Here is an 18,200-nt window from a genome sequence, read left to right as displayed (position 1 = left end):
GCATGGACGCTCAAACCGCTCAGCCCAGGACCTGCAGCGCGGCCGCGGTATCCTGCAAATCTTCCAACAGGTAATCGGGATGGTGCACCGCCAGATCGGCGGCGGAATGCGCAGCGGCTGCGACGCCCACAGCGACCGCGCCATGCGGCCGGGCGCACTGGATGTCGTGAGGCGTATCGCCGATGACATAGACCTCGTGCGGCAGCGGCCGGCGACCGTGCACCGCGGCAAACCGCGTCACGGCGAAGGGGAGCAGTTCCTCGCGCGCCCCCGAGTCATCCGCAAACGCTCCAAAGGTAAAATACCGGTCGAGTCCAAATTCGGCCAGTTTGAGATAACCGCTGGTGCGCCAGTTGCCGGTCAGCAGCCCGAGATGAAGCCCGGGCCGCTGCGAGAGAATCTCGAGCAGCGGCAGGACGCCGGGCATGATCCGCTTGCCCGCCGCCGGCAGCAGCATCTCCTCCGGCAAGAGCTCAAAGTAGCGCTGCTTGAAGATCTCCTCCGCTTCAGGGGACCAGGCCAGCTGGTATCGGGCCAAGCCATCCTGGAGAATCGCGCGGTCCGTACGACCGGCCAATTGTATCCCCGCAAAGGCATCCGGAAGGTCATAAAGATCCGCAAAAGCCCGGTTCATGGCGCGAAGGCCGGCCCCGCCGGAGAGGACCAGGGTGCCGTCGATATCAAAGAGCAGCACTTTCAATCAAAAACTTCCTTTCACGCCCAGCCCCGGCCCGTCGGGCAGGATCAACCAGCCATCCTTCACCCTCACCCCGGTGAAGGGATCCTGCGCCAACAGCAGATTGCCATCCAGATCGGGAAAGTCGGTCAGGGGAGAGAGGTGCGCTGCGGCCGTGATCGAGAGGGAACTGGAGACCATGCAACCGAGCATGATCTTGAGGCCAAGGGAGCGGGCCATCCAGATCATCCGCAGCGACTCCTGCAGCCCCCCCGCCTTGTCCACCTTGATGTTGATCCCGTCGAAGGCTTCGGCCAGTTTAGGGATGTCCGCGCTGGTCTTGACCGATTCATCGGCGATGATGGGGATCGAAGCGCGCTCCTTCACCCAGGCGGTCTCCTCGAGCATCTGGCTGGGCATTGGCTGCTCGACGAGGTCGACGCCGTTGGCCGCCAGCCATTCCACCTTGCGCAGCGCCAGTTCCTTGTCCTTCCACCCCTCATTGGCATCGACGCGCAGGGTCTTATTAGTGACGCTGCGCACAGCCTCGAGGATCTCCTCATCATTCTCCTTGCCCATCTTGATCTTGAGCAGGGGATAGGGCGCCGCCTCCTCGACCTTCTGCTTGACCATCTCCATGGTGTCGATGCCGATGGAAAAGGTAGTCCGGGGCGCCTTCTTCGGGTCCAGCCCCCAGAACTGATAGAGGGGGATCTCCAGCGACTTGCCGATCCAGTCCATCATGGCGATATCGATGGCCGCCTTGGCGGCCGTCTGGCCTTCGCAAACGGCCTGCACCGCCGCATTGAGGTCGACGAATTGCCAGGGATCACCGTGTTCGAGGATCGGCCGCGCCTTTTCGAGGGTGGCGATGATCGATTCGAGCGACTCGCCGTAACGGACGTTATGCGCAGCTTCACCAAGGCCATAAATACCGTCTTTTTCAAGTTTTACAAAAGCATATTCCTTGTAGGTGCTGGTGTTGCGGGCAATGGTCCAGGCATGGCGCAGTTCAAGACGCCTGGTCTTGATCTCCATTTTGAAGCCACCGTTGCTCTGGGTGTTTTTCTTTTTGCCCCTGGCCAGGGCCGGCGCCGCCGCAGCCGCTCCGGCCGCCATCAGGCCTTTCCCTGCGGTTTTCATGAATTCCTTGCGCGACATGGACATTCGGTTCCTCCTCTAAGCCCTTTTTGCACCGCTAAAATTACATCTTTCCCCGCAAAAAGGCAAATGAAATGAACAGGGGCTGGTTGCGGTGTTACTTTTCCGCCCACTCTGCGTACAAACAGATGGATTCTCGCAAAGGGAGCACATCATGACCGGACATGAATCGACAGCCGACCCGCACCTGCGCAAGGTGCTTCGCGACGATCTGCGGAAAGGAGGCTATTGGTCCCAAATCCGCAGGGAGAACGCCGAGCTGAAGCAGTTCTATCTCAGCGATGAACAACGCAGTCGGTTGCGCGCCATGAGAAGCGTGTGGCGTTTTTTTGCCACCACGTTATGGCTGCTTAAAAGCTTGCTGCTGCATATGAGCAGTTTCCGACGGTTGATGCTGATCATCGCCCTGCTGCTGACCGTCTCCCCCCGGTGTGAGTGGCATTCTCAAAACATCCAGGCCAGTAATGACACCAGCCTTTCCGGCATCATCCTCCTGATCTTTCTCCTAATGCTTGAGGTCAAGGATAAAATGCTGGCCCGCAGCGAGCTTCAGGCGGGCCGGATCGTGCAGAAGGCCCTGATCCCCGATCAACCGCCGGTCATCGCCGGCTGGTCGATCTGGCTCTATTATCATCCCGCCAACGAGGTGGGCGGCGATCTCCTCGATTATCTGCCCATCAACAGCCATCGCCATGGATTTGCACTCGGGGATATCTCCGACAAGGGGCTGGGGGCGGCTCTGCTCATGGCCAAGCTCCAGGCCACCCTGCGCGCACTCGCGCCGGAGTGCAACGATCCCTCGGAGCTGGGCCGCAAGATGAACCGCATCTACATCCGCGACACCATGGCCAACCGCTTCGCTTCGATGATCTACTTCGAGATCACGGCAGAGGAGGGTCTGGTGCGCTTTATCAATGCCGGGCACCAGCCGCCCCTCCTCATTCGGGGCGATGATGTGACCGAATGGCCGAAAGGGGATCCCGCGCTGGGCATCCAACCTAAGGCCCTCTATTCCACTCACAGCGTAACGCTCAATCCGGGTGAAACGCTCTTTTTCTACTCCGATGGGCTGGTCGAGGCGCGCAATCTGGAGGGAGATTTTTGGGGGGAGGAACGGTTGCGCGCCAGCCTGGCCGCCATGACCAAGGGCAGCGCGGAACAGATGGGCGAAAAACTGATCAGCCGATTGCAGTTCTTTGCCGCCGAGGCGCCCACCCATGATGACATCACGATGATCATCCTGCAGCGGCAGTAAAAAGGCATCTCGCGAAGCTGACTTCAGGACGGGAGAAAAAGCCGGGGCCCGCCAGAAGGCAGACCCGCCTCCATTCTGCTCATTCGAGTCCGGTCACGCGGGCATCCCGCGGATAGGAAATGGTGAAGTGGAGATTCAGTTCCCGCTTTTCACCGGGCTTCAGCGTCAGCGACCAGGTCAGCTGCTGCTGATCCTTATCCCAGAGAGCGGGCTCGGGGAGGAGCCGCACATCGCTGACTTCAATTTCATCCTGCTGCGATCGGGGTAGATGATCCACCACCTTGACCTCAACCGCCTCTTTCTTGTAACTCGCAACCGTAATCCGGTAATCGTACTCTATCTCACGCTTCTTGCTCAGCGTCCCCGTATTGCGCTCGAATTTTTTCACCAGCTCGCGCTTGACCTTGAGACCTTCATCGATTCCAAGGGAGAGATCGACGCTTTCGCCTGCAGCCAGTGGTTTGATCGTCGTCCTGCCGACATAATCGCCATCGACATAGATCATCGCAGGGCCTTGCAAGAGGGGATACAGGGCATCATGGGTGAACCGCCCCTGAAAATAGACAAACGGGGAGCGCCTGGGGAGCGTAATGTAGTTCATTTGCGCCGCAAAATTCTTCCGGGCGATCAGCACCTTGCCAGGTTCATCGCCGCTGGCGACGCGGTGCACCCCGGGAATGGCAAAAAGGACGGAGGTCGAACGCTCCTCTACACTGGCCTGGGACGGAGCCGCGGCAGCCCCCGCCACGTTGGTCAGATCCGCCTTCAGGTTACTGGTTTCCATCTCGGCATTGGCGGACTTGAGAAAGGCCCGCGTCGGCTCCCAGATCCGTACATTCCACGGAGAGGGTTCGGGCGCGGTGGCTTCCCGGGCCGGCTGGGCGGTTGAAAGGACCAGCTCCACGTCCTCCCAGTCCTCTCCGGTTTTCTGGCGCACCATCCCCGAATAGATCAGTTCCAGACTTCGTTCGGCGGGTAGAGCGCGGAATTCATAGGCCGGCCACCACTCCACGGCGTTCACGAGGTAGGTGAGGCTGATCTGACCGGTAACCGGTTTTTCAGCCCGGATGTTCAAGGTGATCGACTTTTCTTCGCGCGGTTTGGCCGACTGCTGTTCGGCTAGCTGCTTTTCGAGGGCCTCTTTGTCGGCCTTGAGTTCACGGATTTTGAATTCGACCTCGACCATCCCATCATAGATTTTTTGCAGCGCGGTGCCGAGATAGCTGAGGGTACTGTTCCAGGAGGCGGGATCGGGCCGCATCGCGGCCGCTGTCTGGCCCGCGGCAGGGATTGTAGTGGCTTGAATGGACTGGAGAAACTTTTCCCGGGTGACAAGATTCTTTTGTTCCCCCTCCTGCTGGCTGATCTGCCGCTCCAGGTCGCGGATGGCCTCCTCCAACTTGTGAATCTCGCTCTCTCCGGAGCGGGCGAGGAACCATTTTTCGACATTCACTTCATCGAGGACCAATCCCTGTCCGGAGGTGATTCGGGCATGGACTGATTCATCGACCAGCGCTGCCGGCAGGCCGTTGAGGACAAGCGGGTTGGTCCCGGCCTGAAGGACCGGGCTGGCTTGCCGTTCCACCAGGGCCATGCCCGGGTAGACCGTCACCCGGACGATACGGCTTTCTATATCCGCTGCGGACAAGCTTCCTGCCAGCAGGAGGAGCAATCCTACCTTTTTTCCCATGACGGGCTCCGTAAATTGATGAGCATCCCCATTCTGCCACCCGGCCAGGCCGGCGAGCCGGTCTGGTCTACCTTAAGGTATAAAACGATGCACTCAATATCAAGGCCAAAGTGCAGTATTGCCGCTGCGCATGTTGACAATGGGGTGCCATTTGCGTATATTTAACCACGGTATCGATCTTTGAACCCGAACTTGCTGGAACGCCCTATGCTGGATCCACGCCTCCATAAGCTCGCCCGCATCATCGTCCGCCATGCTTTGCGATTGCAGAGCGGCGAAAAGGTCTATCTCGAAGCGATCGACATACCGGCGGAGGCGATCACGGCGCTGCTCCGTGAAATCGCTCAGGCAGGCGCGCTGCCCCTTGTCACCTTGCGGCAGAGCACAGTGCTGCGAGAGTTGTACCGACAAAGCAGCCGTGAAGGGATGGAACTCCTGGGGCGTCATGAGGCGGCGCAACTGGCGGATGTCCAGGCTTATATCGGCCTGCGCGGCACGCTCAACAGCGCCGAGCTTGCCGATGTGCCGGAGGAGCAGATGCGGCTTTACCAGCGGCACTGGTGGCAGCCGGTGCACCAGGCCATCCGCATTCCTAAAACCCGCTGGGTGGTGCTGCGCTGGCCGCATCCCGCGATGGCGCAGCAGGCACAGATGAGCACCGAGGCTTTCGAGGACTTTTACTTCGACGTGTGCACACTCGACTATGGCCGGATGGCCGCGGCGATGACGCCACTGGTACGGCTGATGGAAGCGACGGATCGGGTGCACATCGAGGGGCCGGGGACCGACCTTACCTTCTCCATTAAGGGGATGGCAGTGATTCCCTGCGCCGGCCAGTACAATCTGCCCGATGGCGAAGTCTATACCGCGCCCCTCAGGGAGTCCGTGGAAGGCCAGGTCCGGTTCACCGCCAGCAGCATCTTCCGGGGGACGGTCCATGAAGGCATCGAACTAGAATTCAGTCAAGGGCGCATCCTCGCCGCACGCTCGAATCAGAGCACGATCCTCAATCAGGTGCTCGATAGCGATGACGGAGCCCGCTATATCGGCGAATTTGCCCTGGGGGTTAATCCTCATATCACCCGGCCGCTGCTCGACACCCTCTTCGATGAAAAGATTGCCGGTTCGTTCCATTTGACACCGGGCAGTTGCCTCGACAATACGCCCAATGGCAATTCCTCTCAGATTCACTGGGATATGGTTTGCATTCAAAACCCCGAATTCGGTGGCGGCGCGATCTGGTTCGACGGCCAGCTGGTGCGCCGCGATGGCCGCTTCGTGCCGCCGGAATTGCAGGGCCTGAATCCTGAAAACTTGCTGTAGATCCCTATCGCAGGATGTAAAATGACCGACGATCCCCTTGCTGCAGTCCGGCAGGCTATCTCCAGAAAAGAGTATGCCAAAGCGGTGGAGCTTCTTGTCCCTGTCGTCGCCGAAAACAGTCTGAATGAACCCGCGCTGCTCCTGCAAGCCCGTTGCGACATGGCATTACGTCAACATGCCGCGGCCGGAAAAATCTACTCCTATCTGCTGCAGCAGGAAAAACTCTTCTCGCCGGCAGCCCGGGCCGAGGCGGCCCTGATCCTCGGCCAGCCGCGCTCGAGCCTCACCCTCCTTGCTCCGCTCGTCCGTGCGGATCTTCTGGGGGAGACAGCGCTGCTGGCGGCGGTGTGCGCCTACTGCTGCGGTCGCATGACCGAGTGCTTGACGATGCTGATGCATCTGGTCAAGTCGGGGGAGGAATGGGACGAGGAGGCCCCCATCGAGGTGGTCATTGAACACGCCCTGGAACGCAGCGAGTACCACGATCTGGAGCAAATGTATCTCGACGCCCAGGAAATGGTGCAAACCGGCAATCTCCAGCCGCGCAATCGCTGGTTTTCGATCAACATGCCTGTCTATGAACTCTACACGGCCTCGCGGGCCGAGCGGCGGCAGCAGCGCGCGGCTGCGCTGATCCGCATCCTGGCACCCGGAGAAACCCTCAGCCCCGAAGGCGCCAGGGAGCGGCTGTGCCAGATCCTCCAGGACTTCGCCGCGAGTGAAACGGATGCCCGTTTTGGCCTGGAGAGCCTGAAGCACCTCGAAGCGGGCCAATGGTCTGAAGTGGCGCGGCTGATCATGGCCATGCAGCTCGAACATCTCCGTCAATTTGCCGGGGATCTGGGCCTCGAAGGGGACCGGATCGCGGCGAGCGCCCTTCAGCAACTCATCCCCCTCCTGCCGCTGCGCCCCGCCATGGGGCTGATGCTGCTCTATGCCATCGCCGACGATGAAGACCGGATGCTGCAGCAGATGGTGCAAAATATCGAGGAGGAACTCCTGGCCGCGCTGATTCAGGTCGCGTTCCACTCCTTCTATGTCGATATGGAGCGCATCCGCCTGCTCAATCTGTGAGGCCTCGCTCCCACTCACTCGCTCCCGCCTCGTCTTCTTGCCACCCTCCCCCTCTCGCTCCCACCCCGGAGTCTGCCAGAATTGCCTTGACTTTCAGCCTTTAATCCGCTAAAATAAGGCGTGAAATCGTGCGGCGCGGCCCTTCCTTTTCACCGCGCCCGTCGGACCCCATCCCCAGGAGGAGCCTTATGCTTTCCCCGTTCCGCAATGAATCTTTCACCGATTTCAGCAAGCCGGAAAACCGACAAAAACAGGAAGAGGCCCTGAAGCGGGTCACTGGCCAGTCCGGCCGCGAATATCCGCTGTATATCGGCGGCAAGGACGTGACCACCGGCAAGACCTTCAAGTCCATGAATCCCTCCCACACCAACCAGGTGGTGGGGACCTTTCACAAGGCCGGACAAGCCGAGGTCGATCTCGCCATGAAGGCCGCCCTGGAAGCCTTCGAAAAATGGCGCTGGGTCGCCCCCAAGGAGCGAGCCATCGTTCTGCTCAAGGCGGCGGCGGTGATGCGCCGGCGCAAACTCGAGGTCAACGCCTGGATGATCACCGAGATCGGCAAAAGCTGGCCCGAGGCCGATGCCGACACCTCCGAAGCGATCGATTTCCTCGAATTCTACGCTCGTGAAGCCCTGCGCTGGAGTGAGGTCAAGGGTGCCACCCCCTTTCCCAACGAGTTCCCCGAACTGAACTATATCCCTCTCGGCGTCGGCGCCATCATCCCGCCCTGGAATTTCCCGATGGCCATCCTCACCGGCATGACCGCCGCGGCCATCGTCACCGGCAATACCGTGCTGCTCAAGCCCGCTTCAGACACCCCCTGTATCGGCTATCTGCTCGTCGAAATCATGCAGGAAGTGGGGCTGCCGGCCGGCGTGCTCAACTTCATCCCCGGCAGCGGCGGCGAGATCGGCGACTATATTGTCACCCATCCCAAGACCCGCTTCATCTCTTTCACCGGCTCCAAAGAAGTCGGCCTGCGCATCATCAACCTCGCCGCCCAGGTTTCCCCGGGCCAGATCTGGGTCAAACGCGTCGTCGCCGAGATGGGCGGCAAAGACACCATCGTCGTCGCTGCCGATGCCGACCTGGAAGAGGCGGCCACCGCCATTGCCGCTTCGGCCTTCGGCTTTCAGGGGCAGAAATGTTCGGCCTGCTCCCGCGCCATCGTGGTCGAGGAAGTCTATGACCAGATCATCGCCCTGCTCAGCGAACGAGTTAAAAAGCTGACGGTCGGCCCCCCCGAGGATCCCGCCACCTACATGGGTCCCGTCGCGAACAAGACCTCGGAGGAAAAGATCCTCGGCTATATCGAGATCGGCAAGAAGGACGGCCGCCTCATCTGCGGCGGGGCCAAGGCCCCTGGCGACGGCTACTACATCCAGCCGACGATCTTCGCCGATATTCAGCCGGGCACGCCCCTGGACCAGGAGGAGATCTTCGGGCCGGTGCTGGCGGTGATCAAGGCGAAGAATTTCGCAGAGGCTATCCACATCGCCAACAGCACCGAATTCGGTCTCACCGGCGCGGTCTGGACCCGCGACCGCTATCAGATCGAAGAAGCCAAGAAAAAATTCCACGTCGGCAACCTCTACATCAACCGCAAGTGCACCGGCGCCATGGTCGGCGCCCATCCCTTTGGCGGCTTCAACATGTCCGGCACCGACTCCAAGGCCGGCGGCATGGACTATCTAGGCTTGTTCATGCAGGCCAAGTCGGTCTCCGAACGGCTGATCTGAAATTCCGTTACTCGCCTGGTCTTTACATCCAGGCAGACACCATCCCATGGTAAAAAAAGTCCGTGACTATACGTCACGGACTTTTTTTTACTCTTCCTCCTCACCGGCCGGCAGGAAAAAGGCCGCATGCACCGGCGGCGGGCAGGGCCGCTCCAACCCCTTTACCGCCCGCCAGATCACCTCGTTGAAGAGGCCGTCCGGGCAGCGGTCTTCTTTCGACCAATCGAATTTTACACTCAGTTCCGACCATTTGCTCACCTTGATATTCCGGTCATTGAGGTCAACCGTGATCGGCCGAGCGTGATAGGGCGCATGGCCGGCGGTCTGTGCAAAGCAGCGCCACATGGGGGTAGCGGCCGCATCGTACTGGCTCATTGGCGGCAGTCCGAGGATCAACTCGATGGTGCGCAGCATCGAGGCGGTGGAATAGATGGTATGATCAACGAGGCCGCTCTTGACGAAGCCGCCCGCCAGCAAGGCCACCGAGCGGTGGGCGTCGACATGGTCGGGGCCGTTCTGCGCGTCATCCTCTACGATGAAGACAGCGGTCTGGTTCCAGATTGGATGATGACTGAGATAGTCAATGAAGAGGCCGACCGCCAGGTCGTTGTCGGCCATATGCGCAAAAGGCGTCGGCCGGCCGACCACCAATCCCTCCGTATGGTCATTGATGAAGCGAATGGTATTCAACTGCGGCACGGCGTCGGCGGCATAGAGGCTGTCGAAATCCCGCTTCCACTGATAAAACCGGGTGGTATCGCGCACCGTCTGGTCCCAGCCGGTGAAATAGCGGCAAAAGTGGTCTTTCAGCACCGGGATGTTGGGTTTGTAATTATCCGCAAACTCCCCGTAGGTGCGATAACTGACGCCATAGCGTTTGCAGAAGTCCCAAAGGAAGCCGTCGCGGGGGTTGGCGATCTCGCGTTTCCCCTCCGCGGTATAAAACCCGCCTCGGCCGCCATAGCTGGTCGGCCAGGTCTTTTCCAGATAGTCGGTGGCGTAGGCCCCGAGGCTCCAGTTGTGGCCGTCGGCGCTCACCTCGCCATTGGCATAGAAATTGTCCAGGAGGACAAACTCGCGCGCCAGAGCATGATGGTTGGGCGAGATCTTGTCGCCGAAAAGGACCAGGGTTGTATCGCCATTGCCTTGAGGCAGATCGCCCAGCACCTGGTCATAGGTGCGGTTTTCCTTGATGACATAGAAGACATACCGGATCGGCGAGGGGTCGCCGATGCGCATCGGTATCGGATTGCCCGATTCGCCCTCGCTCAGGGTTTCTCCGGCCTTGGTGTAAGGAGTATTGGCATAAACCGCCCGGGAGTAAACACCGAGCTGAGCGGCATCTGGCTCGTCGATGATGGCCAAAACGCCGCGAAAGAGGCCGCCAATGTACTGCTCCTTCTGCTGGCTCCCCTGTTGATAGCCCACCTCGCTGCGGTTTCTGGCCGGATTGGGGCCGTAGGGATTGGCCGCCGAAGCAAGGCCCTTACCATTGGCGACATAAATCCGATGATCCGCTACGCGCACGCAGGTGGGATACCAGCCCGTCGGGATGAAACCGCGGCTGACGCTGGCGCCGGGTTCCTCGATGTTAAAGACGGCAAGGCAATTGTTATCGGCGTTGGCGACATAGAGGGTCCCGCCGTCCTCGCTGAGAGCGAGGCTGTTGGCCGTGGAGCCGCTCGGAGCGTCAGGGAACAGCGCAGTGTTAAGAGTCTCGATCACCTTGCGGGCCCGGGTGTCAATGACCGAGACGCTGTTGTCATTGGCGTTGGCGACAAAGAGCCACTCCCCCTTGCTACTGAGACAGAGCTCGTTCGGATTATCCCCCACAGGGATCGAGCCGGCCAGCTGCTGCCGCCGGGTGTCGAAGAGGATGACCCTATTGGCGCCCCAGCAGGAAATATAGAGCATGGAGCCGTCCGGCGCGAGGAGGCAGGTATAGGCCTCGCTGCCAAGAGGGAAACGGGCCACGACCTGCCCGCTCTCTGTATCCAGGGTATAGAGCGAATTGTTCTCCCGGGTCACGGCATAGAGGAGATGGCGTGGGGTATCGAGGGCGATGCCCGCTACCGAGATGAGCTCGGGCCAGGGTTTGCCGATAATCAGGGTATCAACCGCGGATAATTTGCCCTTGACAACGGCATATTTGAGGATCCAGTTGTCGTTGCCTCCGGAGGCATAGAGATATTTTTCGTCCTCCGAGAAGGCCAGACCCACCCAGGACTTGGCGATAGCCACCGAATCGGTCATGATATTTTTGTTGCGGTCAAAGAGCTGGATGGATTGATCGCTCTGGCCATTGTTGGCGACGGCCAGCAGCCTTTTGGAGGGAGAAAGCACGATGTTCAAGGGCAGGTCGCCCAGGGATACCAGTCGGCCCACTGGTGTCAGTTTCCAACCATTGGGCAGGGTGATCCGGCCCTTTTCGATCGTCTGCGAGCTCTGCGCCTGCAAGTCAGGGCACAGAAGCAGCAGAACAAACACGGCAGCAAAGTGGGTGCACGGCACAGTGAATTTTTTCATGAAGGTAATCCTTAGATGGTTAAAGCCGTAAGCCGCATGCTCTTCCCGAAACGGCTCGCCCGGACGGACCATTATATCAAACTCCGGTTAAAAAAACAAGGATTACCTTGGCGGTTGCACAAAAAAAATGGGGATTGGCACACAATTTGACTGAGCGGGTATGAATTCACTTCACACCGGCGATGCAATTTGTTAAATATATTATTTAATAACAAGAAGTTGAAATATCCTGTGCACCCCGTTCGCGATCGGTTTCTGTGGCGCCGCCTCTCCATGACAGGGATATTCAATGGGGCATGAATGGGACATAAGCATGTCGAGGAGAACTGTAGTGAAAAAGAATTCGAGCGAATTTGAATCGCGCACCTGGAGCACCGAGGTGGTCCGGCTGTGGTGGTTCTGCCTGCTGATTATTCTCTTTTTGATTCTCTTCAGCGGCAGGAGCTTCGGGCAGGCTTCCATCAGCGGCTATGCCTGGATGGATCTGAACAAGGACGGCATCCAGGGTGCCGGGGAGCGCGGTTTTTCGGGTGTTCGTGTCGAGTTGTTTCACCGCCTCAGCGGCGGCACCTATGAATCCCTGACCGCCTTGCGCACGCAGAGTGACGGCTCGTTTCTTATCCTGGTATCGGGCGATTTGCTCCCGGGTGAATTCTACCTGCGCTTCGAGAAAGTCCAGACCATGTACTTCAGCCCGCCGAATCGGGGTCTGAATGATTTCGTCGATTCGGATGCCGATACGAGCAGCGGCCAGACACCCCTCTTCACATTGGCCGACCATGCCAACGCTTTGGGGTGGAATGCCGGCTACATGACCACGCCGCTGGTGCCCGAGCGACAACCCGCCGCCAATCTGTTCCTAAATGTCGCCACCAGTGCCGACTCGGCCCAGATCGGGCAATACATCGAATTCACCATCGATGTGACCAACAACGGTCCTGATCCTTCGATATCGCCGATCCTGACGATGCAGTTGGATCCCGCCCTGGAACTGCAGACCTCGAATCCGGCACCGGAAAACACGGCCGCCAATCCCCTGCGCTGGGCGCTACCCTCTCTGGTGACGGGCGCAGAGTACCGGATTACCCTGCAGGTGGCGGTCGTCCATGAGGGCGACGCCACCGGCGAGATCTGCCTGACCACCACGACGGAAGACCCCGACCTCGGCGACAACTGCCATACCTATTTTTTCCATAACAGCGTTCCGGTTGAGCTGACAGAATTTCTCGCCCGTTTCGACAACCGCGGGATCCTGCTGCACTGGATCACCGCATCTGAGACCGAAAATTACGGGTTCCAACTCTGGCGCGCCGATTCCGAGCAGGGACACTACGTCAAGGTCACGTCTGAACTGATCGAGGGGGCAGGAACGACCTCCTCGGAGCACCGGTACGAATTCCTCGACACCGACGTCACCAAGGGCGCCACCTATTTCTACAAGCTTCAGGATATCGACTACAGCGGCAAGGTAGCCTGGCACGGACCCATCGCCGTCACCGCCGCCCGGCCGGCTCAATTTGAGCTGTCGCAAAACTATCCCAATCCTTTCAACAGCGAAACCCGGATTCGATTCCGGATGCACGAGGCTGGAAAGGCAAATTTGACGATTTACAACCGGCTGGGTCAGATCGTCAAACAGCTCTGCGATCAGGAGTGGTCCGCCGGCGAACATGAGGTGCGCTGGGATGGTACCGATGGCTATGATCTACCCGTGGCGAGCGGAGTCTATCTCTACCTGCTGCGCGCCGGAGATCAGACCGAGAAACGCATTATGAACCTGGTCAAATAAGTCCACCCAGACCACTGTGCTGATGGCAGCGGTCTGGTGCACACGCAACGAATGTATCATACGGCTGCATCACCAGACACCTTCGCCCTTGACCTCCACGATGCAGCGGCCCGCCGGAAGTTGACTCCTCCGGCGAATCAGGAGGCAAACATGAACCGCTTATCCACTCCATTCTCTCTTTTCATCGGGCTCGTTCTGGCCAGCTTTGCCGGAAAGGCGCTTGCCGGGGAGGTGGTCCTGCCGCCGCTGACCGCGTCCGCCGTCGTACAGACCAACGGTCCCCAGGCACCCCTCAGTCATGGTGACTGGTGGAGCAACAGTGCCGGCGGAAATCAGCCCCATTGCTACTACCTCTACGTCCCCTATGGTGTGCCGGACGCGTTTGTCATCCGGTTGGAACTCTTCGATCCGGAATGCTTTCAGACGAATGGCGAACTGGATGAGCGCAAAGGCTTGTCCTGGGATGCGACACGATTCGAACTTCTCGCACCCGATGGCCTAACGGTCATTGCGGACCGGACCTTTGCGCCGGCTGCCGCCACCTCGAATCTCTGGTCCAGCTTTGTCCAGTTCACCGCCGGGCAATACGGCCATGGAATCTACCGGATTCTCGTCACGACAGCGGGAGACGATGAAAACACCTACCGTCTGAAAATCGTGGAAAGTGATCCGGATGGCATGGCGAACAGCGGGGACGAGATGAACCTGGCCATCGGCAAGAGCTCTCTGCAAATGGTATCGACCACAGCCGCCGCCCTCAAGTTCCATGTGCCGCCCGATGCCGCCGCGATCTGTCTGGCCAATTTTGGGATGGATTCGAACCGTTCGATCTGGTACACCTCCCCTGCCGGTGACAGCCTTACGGGCACCCTCTCCAATGACGTAACCTGGAACAACAGCTCCAGTGCATCCTTGCCGCCGCCGGGGGGCGATATCATCTCGGCTCCCGCCGCCGGCTGGTGGACCATTCACCTCACGGCGGATGTCAACAACCAGTTCACACTCTACACCCCCTACCCCCTGCTGATGGGCGGAATTGAGACCAGCCCGAAGCTGACCGCCACCCTTTCCAATGGCCGCATCCAGGCACGCAAGGGCGAACTCGTCACCTATACCGCCACCCTGCGCAACACCGGCACGGCACCGGCCCAGGCATGCAGCCTTGCGGTGGTGCTCTCCCCCGGGCTGGTGGTGACGGACCCCGGGGCAGGCAGCACACCATCGCCGCAGAAGTGGCTTTTCACCACCCCGTTGCTGCCGCCGGGCGCAGAGCGCACGGTAACCTTTACACTCTTTCTCAGCAGTGAGACCACCAGCCCGGTTGCCGCTACCGCCATGGGGTCGGCAGAGGATCTGCTCTTCCAGCCCTGCTATAGCGCGCCGGCGATCGACATCGATCAGCTGCTGGTCTCGGGTACGATCACCGGCCGGATCTGGCAGGACGTCAATCACGACGGCCATCGCGACGCGGGCGAACCCGGGATGCCCGGCATGAAGATCGACCTCTACGGGCCGGCCCAGACCCGGATGGCTTCGGATACCAGCGGCGCCGACGGGAGTTACCAATTTCTCTTCCTGCCCATCGGCACCTATCAGGTCCGGCCTGATGCTGCTTTCCTGCCCGAAGGTTGGGACGCGACGACCACCGTCCAGGGCGAATGGCTCTCGATCACCGACCTTGGCGAGTCCCATCAGGACGTCGATCTGGGCTACAACAATTTCGAGACCCCGGTGGAGATGAGCAATTTCACCGCGGTGGCGCGCGGCAGCCTGGTCGAACTGACCTGGAAAACCGAGAGCGAAACCGACAACATGGGCTTCCATCTCTACCGCAGCACAGCCGCCTCCGGGGAGTACGAGCGGATCACGCGGACGCTTATCCCCGGCGCGGGCAGCAGTCAATCCGTGCACACCTACCGCTATAGCGATACGGTCCCCTCAGGAGATGGCACCTACTATTACAGGATATCGGATGTCGACTATGCCGGTGTGGAGACCCTGCATGGCGCCATCTCCGTAACCGTGACGGCCGCGCCGGGCGAATTCAAGCTGGAGCAGAACTATCCCAACCCCTTCAACAGCTCGACCGTGATCTCTTTCGCGATGAAAGAGAGAGGAACGGTCCGGATCATGATCCATAATCTGCTGGGTCAGGCGGTTCGGGTGCTTGCGGATGAAATGCATGAAGCGGGAGTGTATCGTCTGACATGGGATGGCCGGGATGAAAATGGGACAACGCTTCCGGCCGGCGTTTATCTGTGCACGATGCAGGTGGACCAGTTCCGCGCCACCCGCAAGCTGCAGTATGTCCGCTGAACCCGGCAGCGGGCCTTTTCTCCCGGGGGATTCTGTGCAGACGCTTACAGCTGTAAGGGCTGGCAAAATGGCGGGCCGTAGCGTGGATCAGAGGGGTTCCGTCAACGGCTTGAGCGCCTGCACCCAAAAATAATGCGGCTTTTCCTCCTCAGCGACGAGGGTGAAACCGCGGGCGCTCAGCATCCCCGCCAGTTCGGTGGCACAAGGCAGCACATCGTGAACCACGACGCCATCCAGGCGGGCATGGAACCGGTTGAGTTCGCGGCTGCAACAGCTGTGCCAGATGAGCAACTCGCCCCCGGGCCGGAGCACCCGCTGTACCTCCCGGATGACCCGGTCGGGCTGGAGAAAATGGGGCCAGCTTCCGTAGCAAATCACCTTGTCAAAGCTGGCATCGCGGCAGGAGATGTAAGCGGCGTCGCAGCAGAGCGGCCATCCCCCGGTGGTCTCGAGCCGGTCTGCTGCGGCGGCGAGCATCCTTTCTGCGCAGTCGAGGGCGATGATCCTTCCCCCAGGGCCGATCAGACTGCGCAACGCCGCTGACAGCCGGCCCTTTCCGGCGCCCAAATCCAGAATCCACTCCCCCGGGCGAAAAATCAGCCGGGCCAATCCCAGCCGCAGCTGATCATCGTCGAAACCCGGCCGGGGCCACTCCGCTGCCTTTTTATTGAAATAGAGGCGATGCTGGCGCGACATCCGTTTACTCTTTTCTCTCTGGTCCGTGCGCGGCGGAGAACACGCCCGGCCCTCTCTCCGTTAAAAAGTGCCTTTCCACTCGACCAGGGCATGGCGCCCCGGCATCGGATATCCGGTCATCGTCTGGTAGCTGGCGTCAAGGGCATTCTTCAGCATCAGCCTGACGCCCGCCCAGTGGGAAAACCGCAGTTGCAGCGCGGCATCCACCACGGTATAGTCCGCCAATGGCTCGGCGTAGTAATCAGCCCCATGCAGACCGCGGATGTGCTGGGTCGCCAAGGTGAGGCGCAGCCGTTTGAAGGGCACATCGAACCCCAGACTGAGCTTTTTGCCGGGGCTATACATGGTCTGATCATCGGGATCGAGTTTGCTCCAGGCGGCCGTGACCTCGCAGTCTGCAAAGGGGAGCCAGCTCGCGCTGATCTCATAGCCGGAATGGGTAAAAGACCCGCTGTTGCTGAGGCTCAATTTGGGCCACCTTCCGTGAACGCGGATCATGTTGTCACCCTCGCTGCGGAAAAGGACGCCCTCCAGCCGTACGATTCCTCCGGCCATCCAGGCGAGCGCCATCTCATAATTCCACATCGATTCGGGGAGAAGATTGGGGGTCGGCGCCGGAAAAAGAAAGAGTTCGCGCAAGCTGGGGCTGCGAAATCCCTCTGCAGCGGAGAAGCGGAGCGTCAGCTGTTCCGTAGGATTGAGGACCACACCCACTTTGGGCAGCGTTTTGGTGCCATAGAGGCTGTGGGTTTCGGCGCGGAGGCCAGCCGAAATAATGAGATGCCGAAAGAGCAGTTGCTGGAGGTGCAGATAGGGTGCTGTCTCGTGGACCGCATGGCTGCCGAAATCCATCCCGGTAGCGGTATTCCTGGCGCTGCCGCCGTATTGTTTCCAGTCGAATCCCACGGTGGCGGTGACGCCACGCCAGGGGCTGCTGGACTGAAAAAGCATCAGGCCGCGGGTATAATCGTCCGAGCGGAAGCCATCATAGACGCGGTGCTGTCCGAAGTTGGCATGCAGTTTGACTTGCAGCTCCCCCAGCCGGTTGTCATCGATGAAGGTCAAATCGCCGCCGCGGCGGCGCAGATCGTACCACTGCTCGGCCGTGGCGGCTGTTAGCGGGCCGGGGTCGCTGAGATCGACATTGGCGAGGTTGGCGTTCAGTTCCAGGCGCATGCCCGTCCGGAGGTGATAGCCGGAATGCAGGGTATAATGAACGCCTTGATAGCCGGAGTGAGCACGGTGGCCATCGGTCCGGTCTGTGGAAGCGGTCAGGTAATAGTCCCAGGGTCCGGTCATGCCGCCGTGGGTGAAGGCGAAGGAGCGGGTTGCGAAGCTTCCGAGCGCCGCCCGGGTGGAGGTCTCGAAGCCCGGTTCATGCCGGCGCCGGCTGATCAGGTTGATGACGCCCCCCATGGCGTTGGTGCCATAAAGGAACGAAGCGGAGCCGCGGAGCACCTCCACCCGCTCGATCCCCAGGGCGTCGTACGAGTCGGGCAGGGGATGGCCGAAGAGCCCCATCATATCCGGCCGGCCGTCACGCAGGACGAGCACACCGGTCACCGGGCTGCCGCCGACACCGCGAATGGAGAAGGCTCCGGCGCCTCCCGAGACGCCATACCCCATGACCGCGCGCTCGGTGATGAACAGGCCGGGGACACGCTGCTGGATGGCGCCGAGCAGGGTGCCGGAAGGCGAGGCGGCCAGGCTGGCTTGCTCGAGGACGGTGATGCTCGCAGCGATCTCGCGCTGCGATTCATCGATCTTGGCGGCTGTGACCACCACCGGATCGAGGTGATAGCGGATCGAATCCGGCGGGATCTCACCGGCTGCATTTGCTGCAGCCCACCAGCTCAATATCAGGGCCGTGACGGCGAGGGTGATGAAACGCTTGGTGTCCACGCGGGCTTCTCCTGAAAAGTAAAAAAATAGTTTTTGAGAATAACAGGGACGGA

The 18,200-nt window shown here is 60.2% G+C and carries 12 protein-coding genes; 6 read left to right on the top strand and 6 right to left on the bottom strand.

What is annotated here, in order from left to right:
* Positions 1-19: 19 nt before the first annotated feature.
* Complete coding sequence (locus tag PLH32_04840) at positions 20-694, bottom strand: haloacid dehalogenase-like hydrolase (protein ID HQJ63921.1); 675 nt, start codon at positions 692-694, stop codon at positions 20-22.
* Between the two features lie 6 nt (positions 695-700).
* Positions 701-1,843 (bottom strand): dipeptide epimerase, encoded by a 1,143-nt coding sequence (locus PLH32_04835; protein ID HQJ63920.1) that lies wholly within the window; start codon positions 1,841-1,843, stop codon positions 701-703.
* 148 nt (positions 1,844-1,991) lie between these two features.
* Here PLH32_04835 and PLH32_04830 point away from each other — a divergent pair, with 148 nt between their 5' ends.
* Positions 1,992-3,092 (top strand): PP2C family protein-serine/threonine phosphatase, encoded by a 1,101-nt coding sequence (locus PLH32_04830; protein HQJ63919.1) that lies wholly within the window; start codon positions 1,992-1,994, stop codon positions 3,090-3,092.
* Between the two features lie 79 nt (positions 3,093-3,171).
* On the opposite strand, the gene PLH32_04825 is transcribed toward PLH32_04830, so the two are convergent.
* Positions 3,172-4,782 (bottom strand): mucoidy inhibitor MuiA family protein, encoded by a 1,611-nt coding sequence (locus tag PLH32_04825; protein HQJ63918.1) that lies wholly within the window; start codon positions 4,780-4,782, stop codon positions 3,172-3,174.
* Positions 4,783-4,989: 207 nt separating this feature from the next.
* On the opposite strand from PLH32_04825, the gene PLH32_04820 reads away from it, so the two are divergent.
* The 3 genes from PLH32_04820 (at position 4,990) to pruA (ending at position 8,918) form a co-directional block, all read left to right on the top strand.
* Positions 4,990-6,105, top strand: a complete 1,116-nt coding sequence (locus tag PLH32_04820; protein HQJ63917.1) for an aminopeptidase — start codon at positions 4,990-4,992, stop codon at positions 6,103-6,105.
* Positions 6,106-6,126: 21 nt separating this feature from the next.
* Positions 6,127-7,179 carry a hypothetical protein gene (locus PLH32_04815; protein ID HQJ63916.1) on the top strand — a complete coding sequence of 351 codons (1,053 nt, stop codon included), beginning with the start codon at positions 6,127-6,129 and terminating at the stop codon, positions 7,177-7,179.
* A gap of 188 nt (positions 7,180-7,367) precedes the next feature.
* Positions 7,368-8,918, top strand: coding sequence for an L-glutamate gamma-semialdehyde dehydrogenase (pruA, locus tag PLH32_04810; protein HQJ63915.1), 1,551 nt, complete (start codon positions 7,368-7,370; stop codon positions 8,916-8,918).
* Between the two features lie 87 nt (positions 8,919-9,005).
* On the opposite strand, the gene PLH32_04805 is transcribed toward pruA, so the two are convergent.
* Entirely contained in the window at positions 9,006-11,444 is a 2,439-nt protein-coding gene (locus PLH32_04805; protein HQJ63914.1) for a beta-propeller fold lactonase family protein, read from the bottom strand.
* A gap of 331 nt (positions 11,445-11,775) precedes the next feature.
* On the opposite strand from PLH32_04805, the gene PLH32_04800 reads away from it, so the two are divergent.
* Both PLH32_04800 and PLH32_04795 read left to right on the top strand, forming a co-directional pair.
* Positions 11,776-13,233: an SdrD B-like domain-containing protein gene (locus PLH32_04800; protein ID HQJ63913.1), complete on the top strand. Its 1,458-nt coding sequence runs from the start codon at positions 11,776-11,778 to the stop codon at positions 13,231-13,233.
* Between the two features lie 150 nt (positions 13,234-13,383).
* Complete coding sequence (locus PLH32_04795; GenBank protein HQJ63912.1) at positions 13,384-15,549, top strand: SdrD B-like domain-containing protein; 2,166 nt, start codon at positions 13,384-13,386, stop codon at positions 15,547-15,549.
* 87 nt (positions 15,550-15,636) lie between these two features.
* On the opposite strand, the gene PLH32_04790 is transcribed toward PLH32_04795, so the two are convergent.
* Positions 15,637-16,245: a class I SAM-dependent methyltransferase gene (locus tag PLH32_04790; protein ID HQJ63911.1), complete on the bottom strand. Its 609-nt coding sequence runs from the start codon at positions 16,243-16,245 to the stop codon at positions 15,637-15,639.
* Positions 16,246-16,305: 60 nt separating this feature from the next.
* The gene (locus PLH32_04785) at positions 16,306-18,147 is read right to left on the bottom strand and encodes a TonB-dependent receptor (protein ID HQJ63910.1); all 1,842 of its coding nucleotides are present in this window, start codon (positions 18,145-18,147) and stop codon (positions 16,306-16,308) included.
* Positions 18,148-18,200 lie beyond the last annotated feature (53 nt).

This window comes from bacterium (assembly GCA_035419245.1).
GTDB lineage: Bacteria > Zhuqueibacterota > Zhuqueibacteria > Residuimicrobiales > Residuimicrobiaceae > JAKPUX01.
This window is presented reverse-complemented; position numbering and strand designations above follow the sequence as displayed.

Coding starts and splice junctions, on each gene's coding strand:
- PLH32_04835 (HQJ63920.1), bottom strand. CDS start 1,843: ATGTCCATGTCGCGCAAGGAATTCATGAAAACCGCAGGGAAAGGCCTG.
- PLH32_04830 (HQJ63919.1), top strand. CDS start 1,992: ATGACCGGACATGAATCGACAGCCGACCCGCACCTGCGCAAGGTGCTT.
- PLH32_04825 (HQJ63918.1), bottom strand. CDS start 4,782: ATGGGAAAAAAGGTAGGATTGCTCCTCCTGCTGGCAGGAAGCTTGTCC.
- PLH32_04820 (HQJ63917.1), top strand. CDS start 4,990: ATGCTGGATCCACGCCTCCATAAGCTCGCCCGCATCATCGTCCGCCAT.
- PLH32_04815 (HQJ63916.1), top strand. CDS start 6,127: ATGACCGACGATCCCCTTGCTGCAGTCCGGCAGGCTATCTCCAGAAAA.
- pruA (HQJ63915.1), top strand. CDS start 7,368: ATGCTTTCCCCGTTCCGCAATGAATCTTTCACCGATTTCAGCAAGCCG.
- PLH32_04805 (HQJ63914.1), bottom strand. CDS start 11,444: ATGAAAAAATTCACTGTGCCGTGCACCCACTTTGCTGCCGTGTTTGTT.
- PLH32_04795 (HQJ63912.1), top strand. CDS start 13,384: ATGAACCGCTTATCCACTCCATTCTCTCTTTTCATCGGGCTCGTTCTG.
- PLH32_04790 (HQJ63911.1), bottom strand. CDS start 16,245: ATGTCGCGCCAGCATCGCCTCTATTTCAATAAAAAGGCAGCGGAGTGG.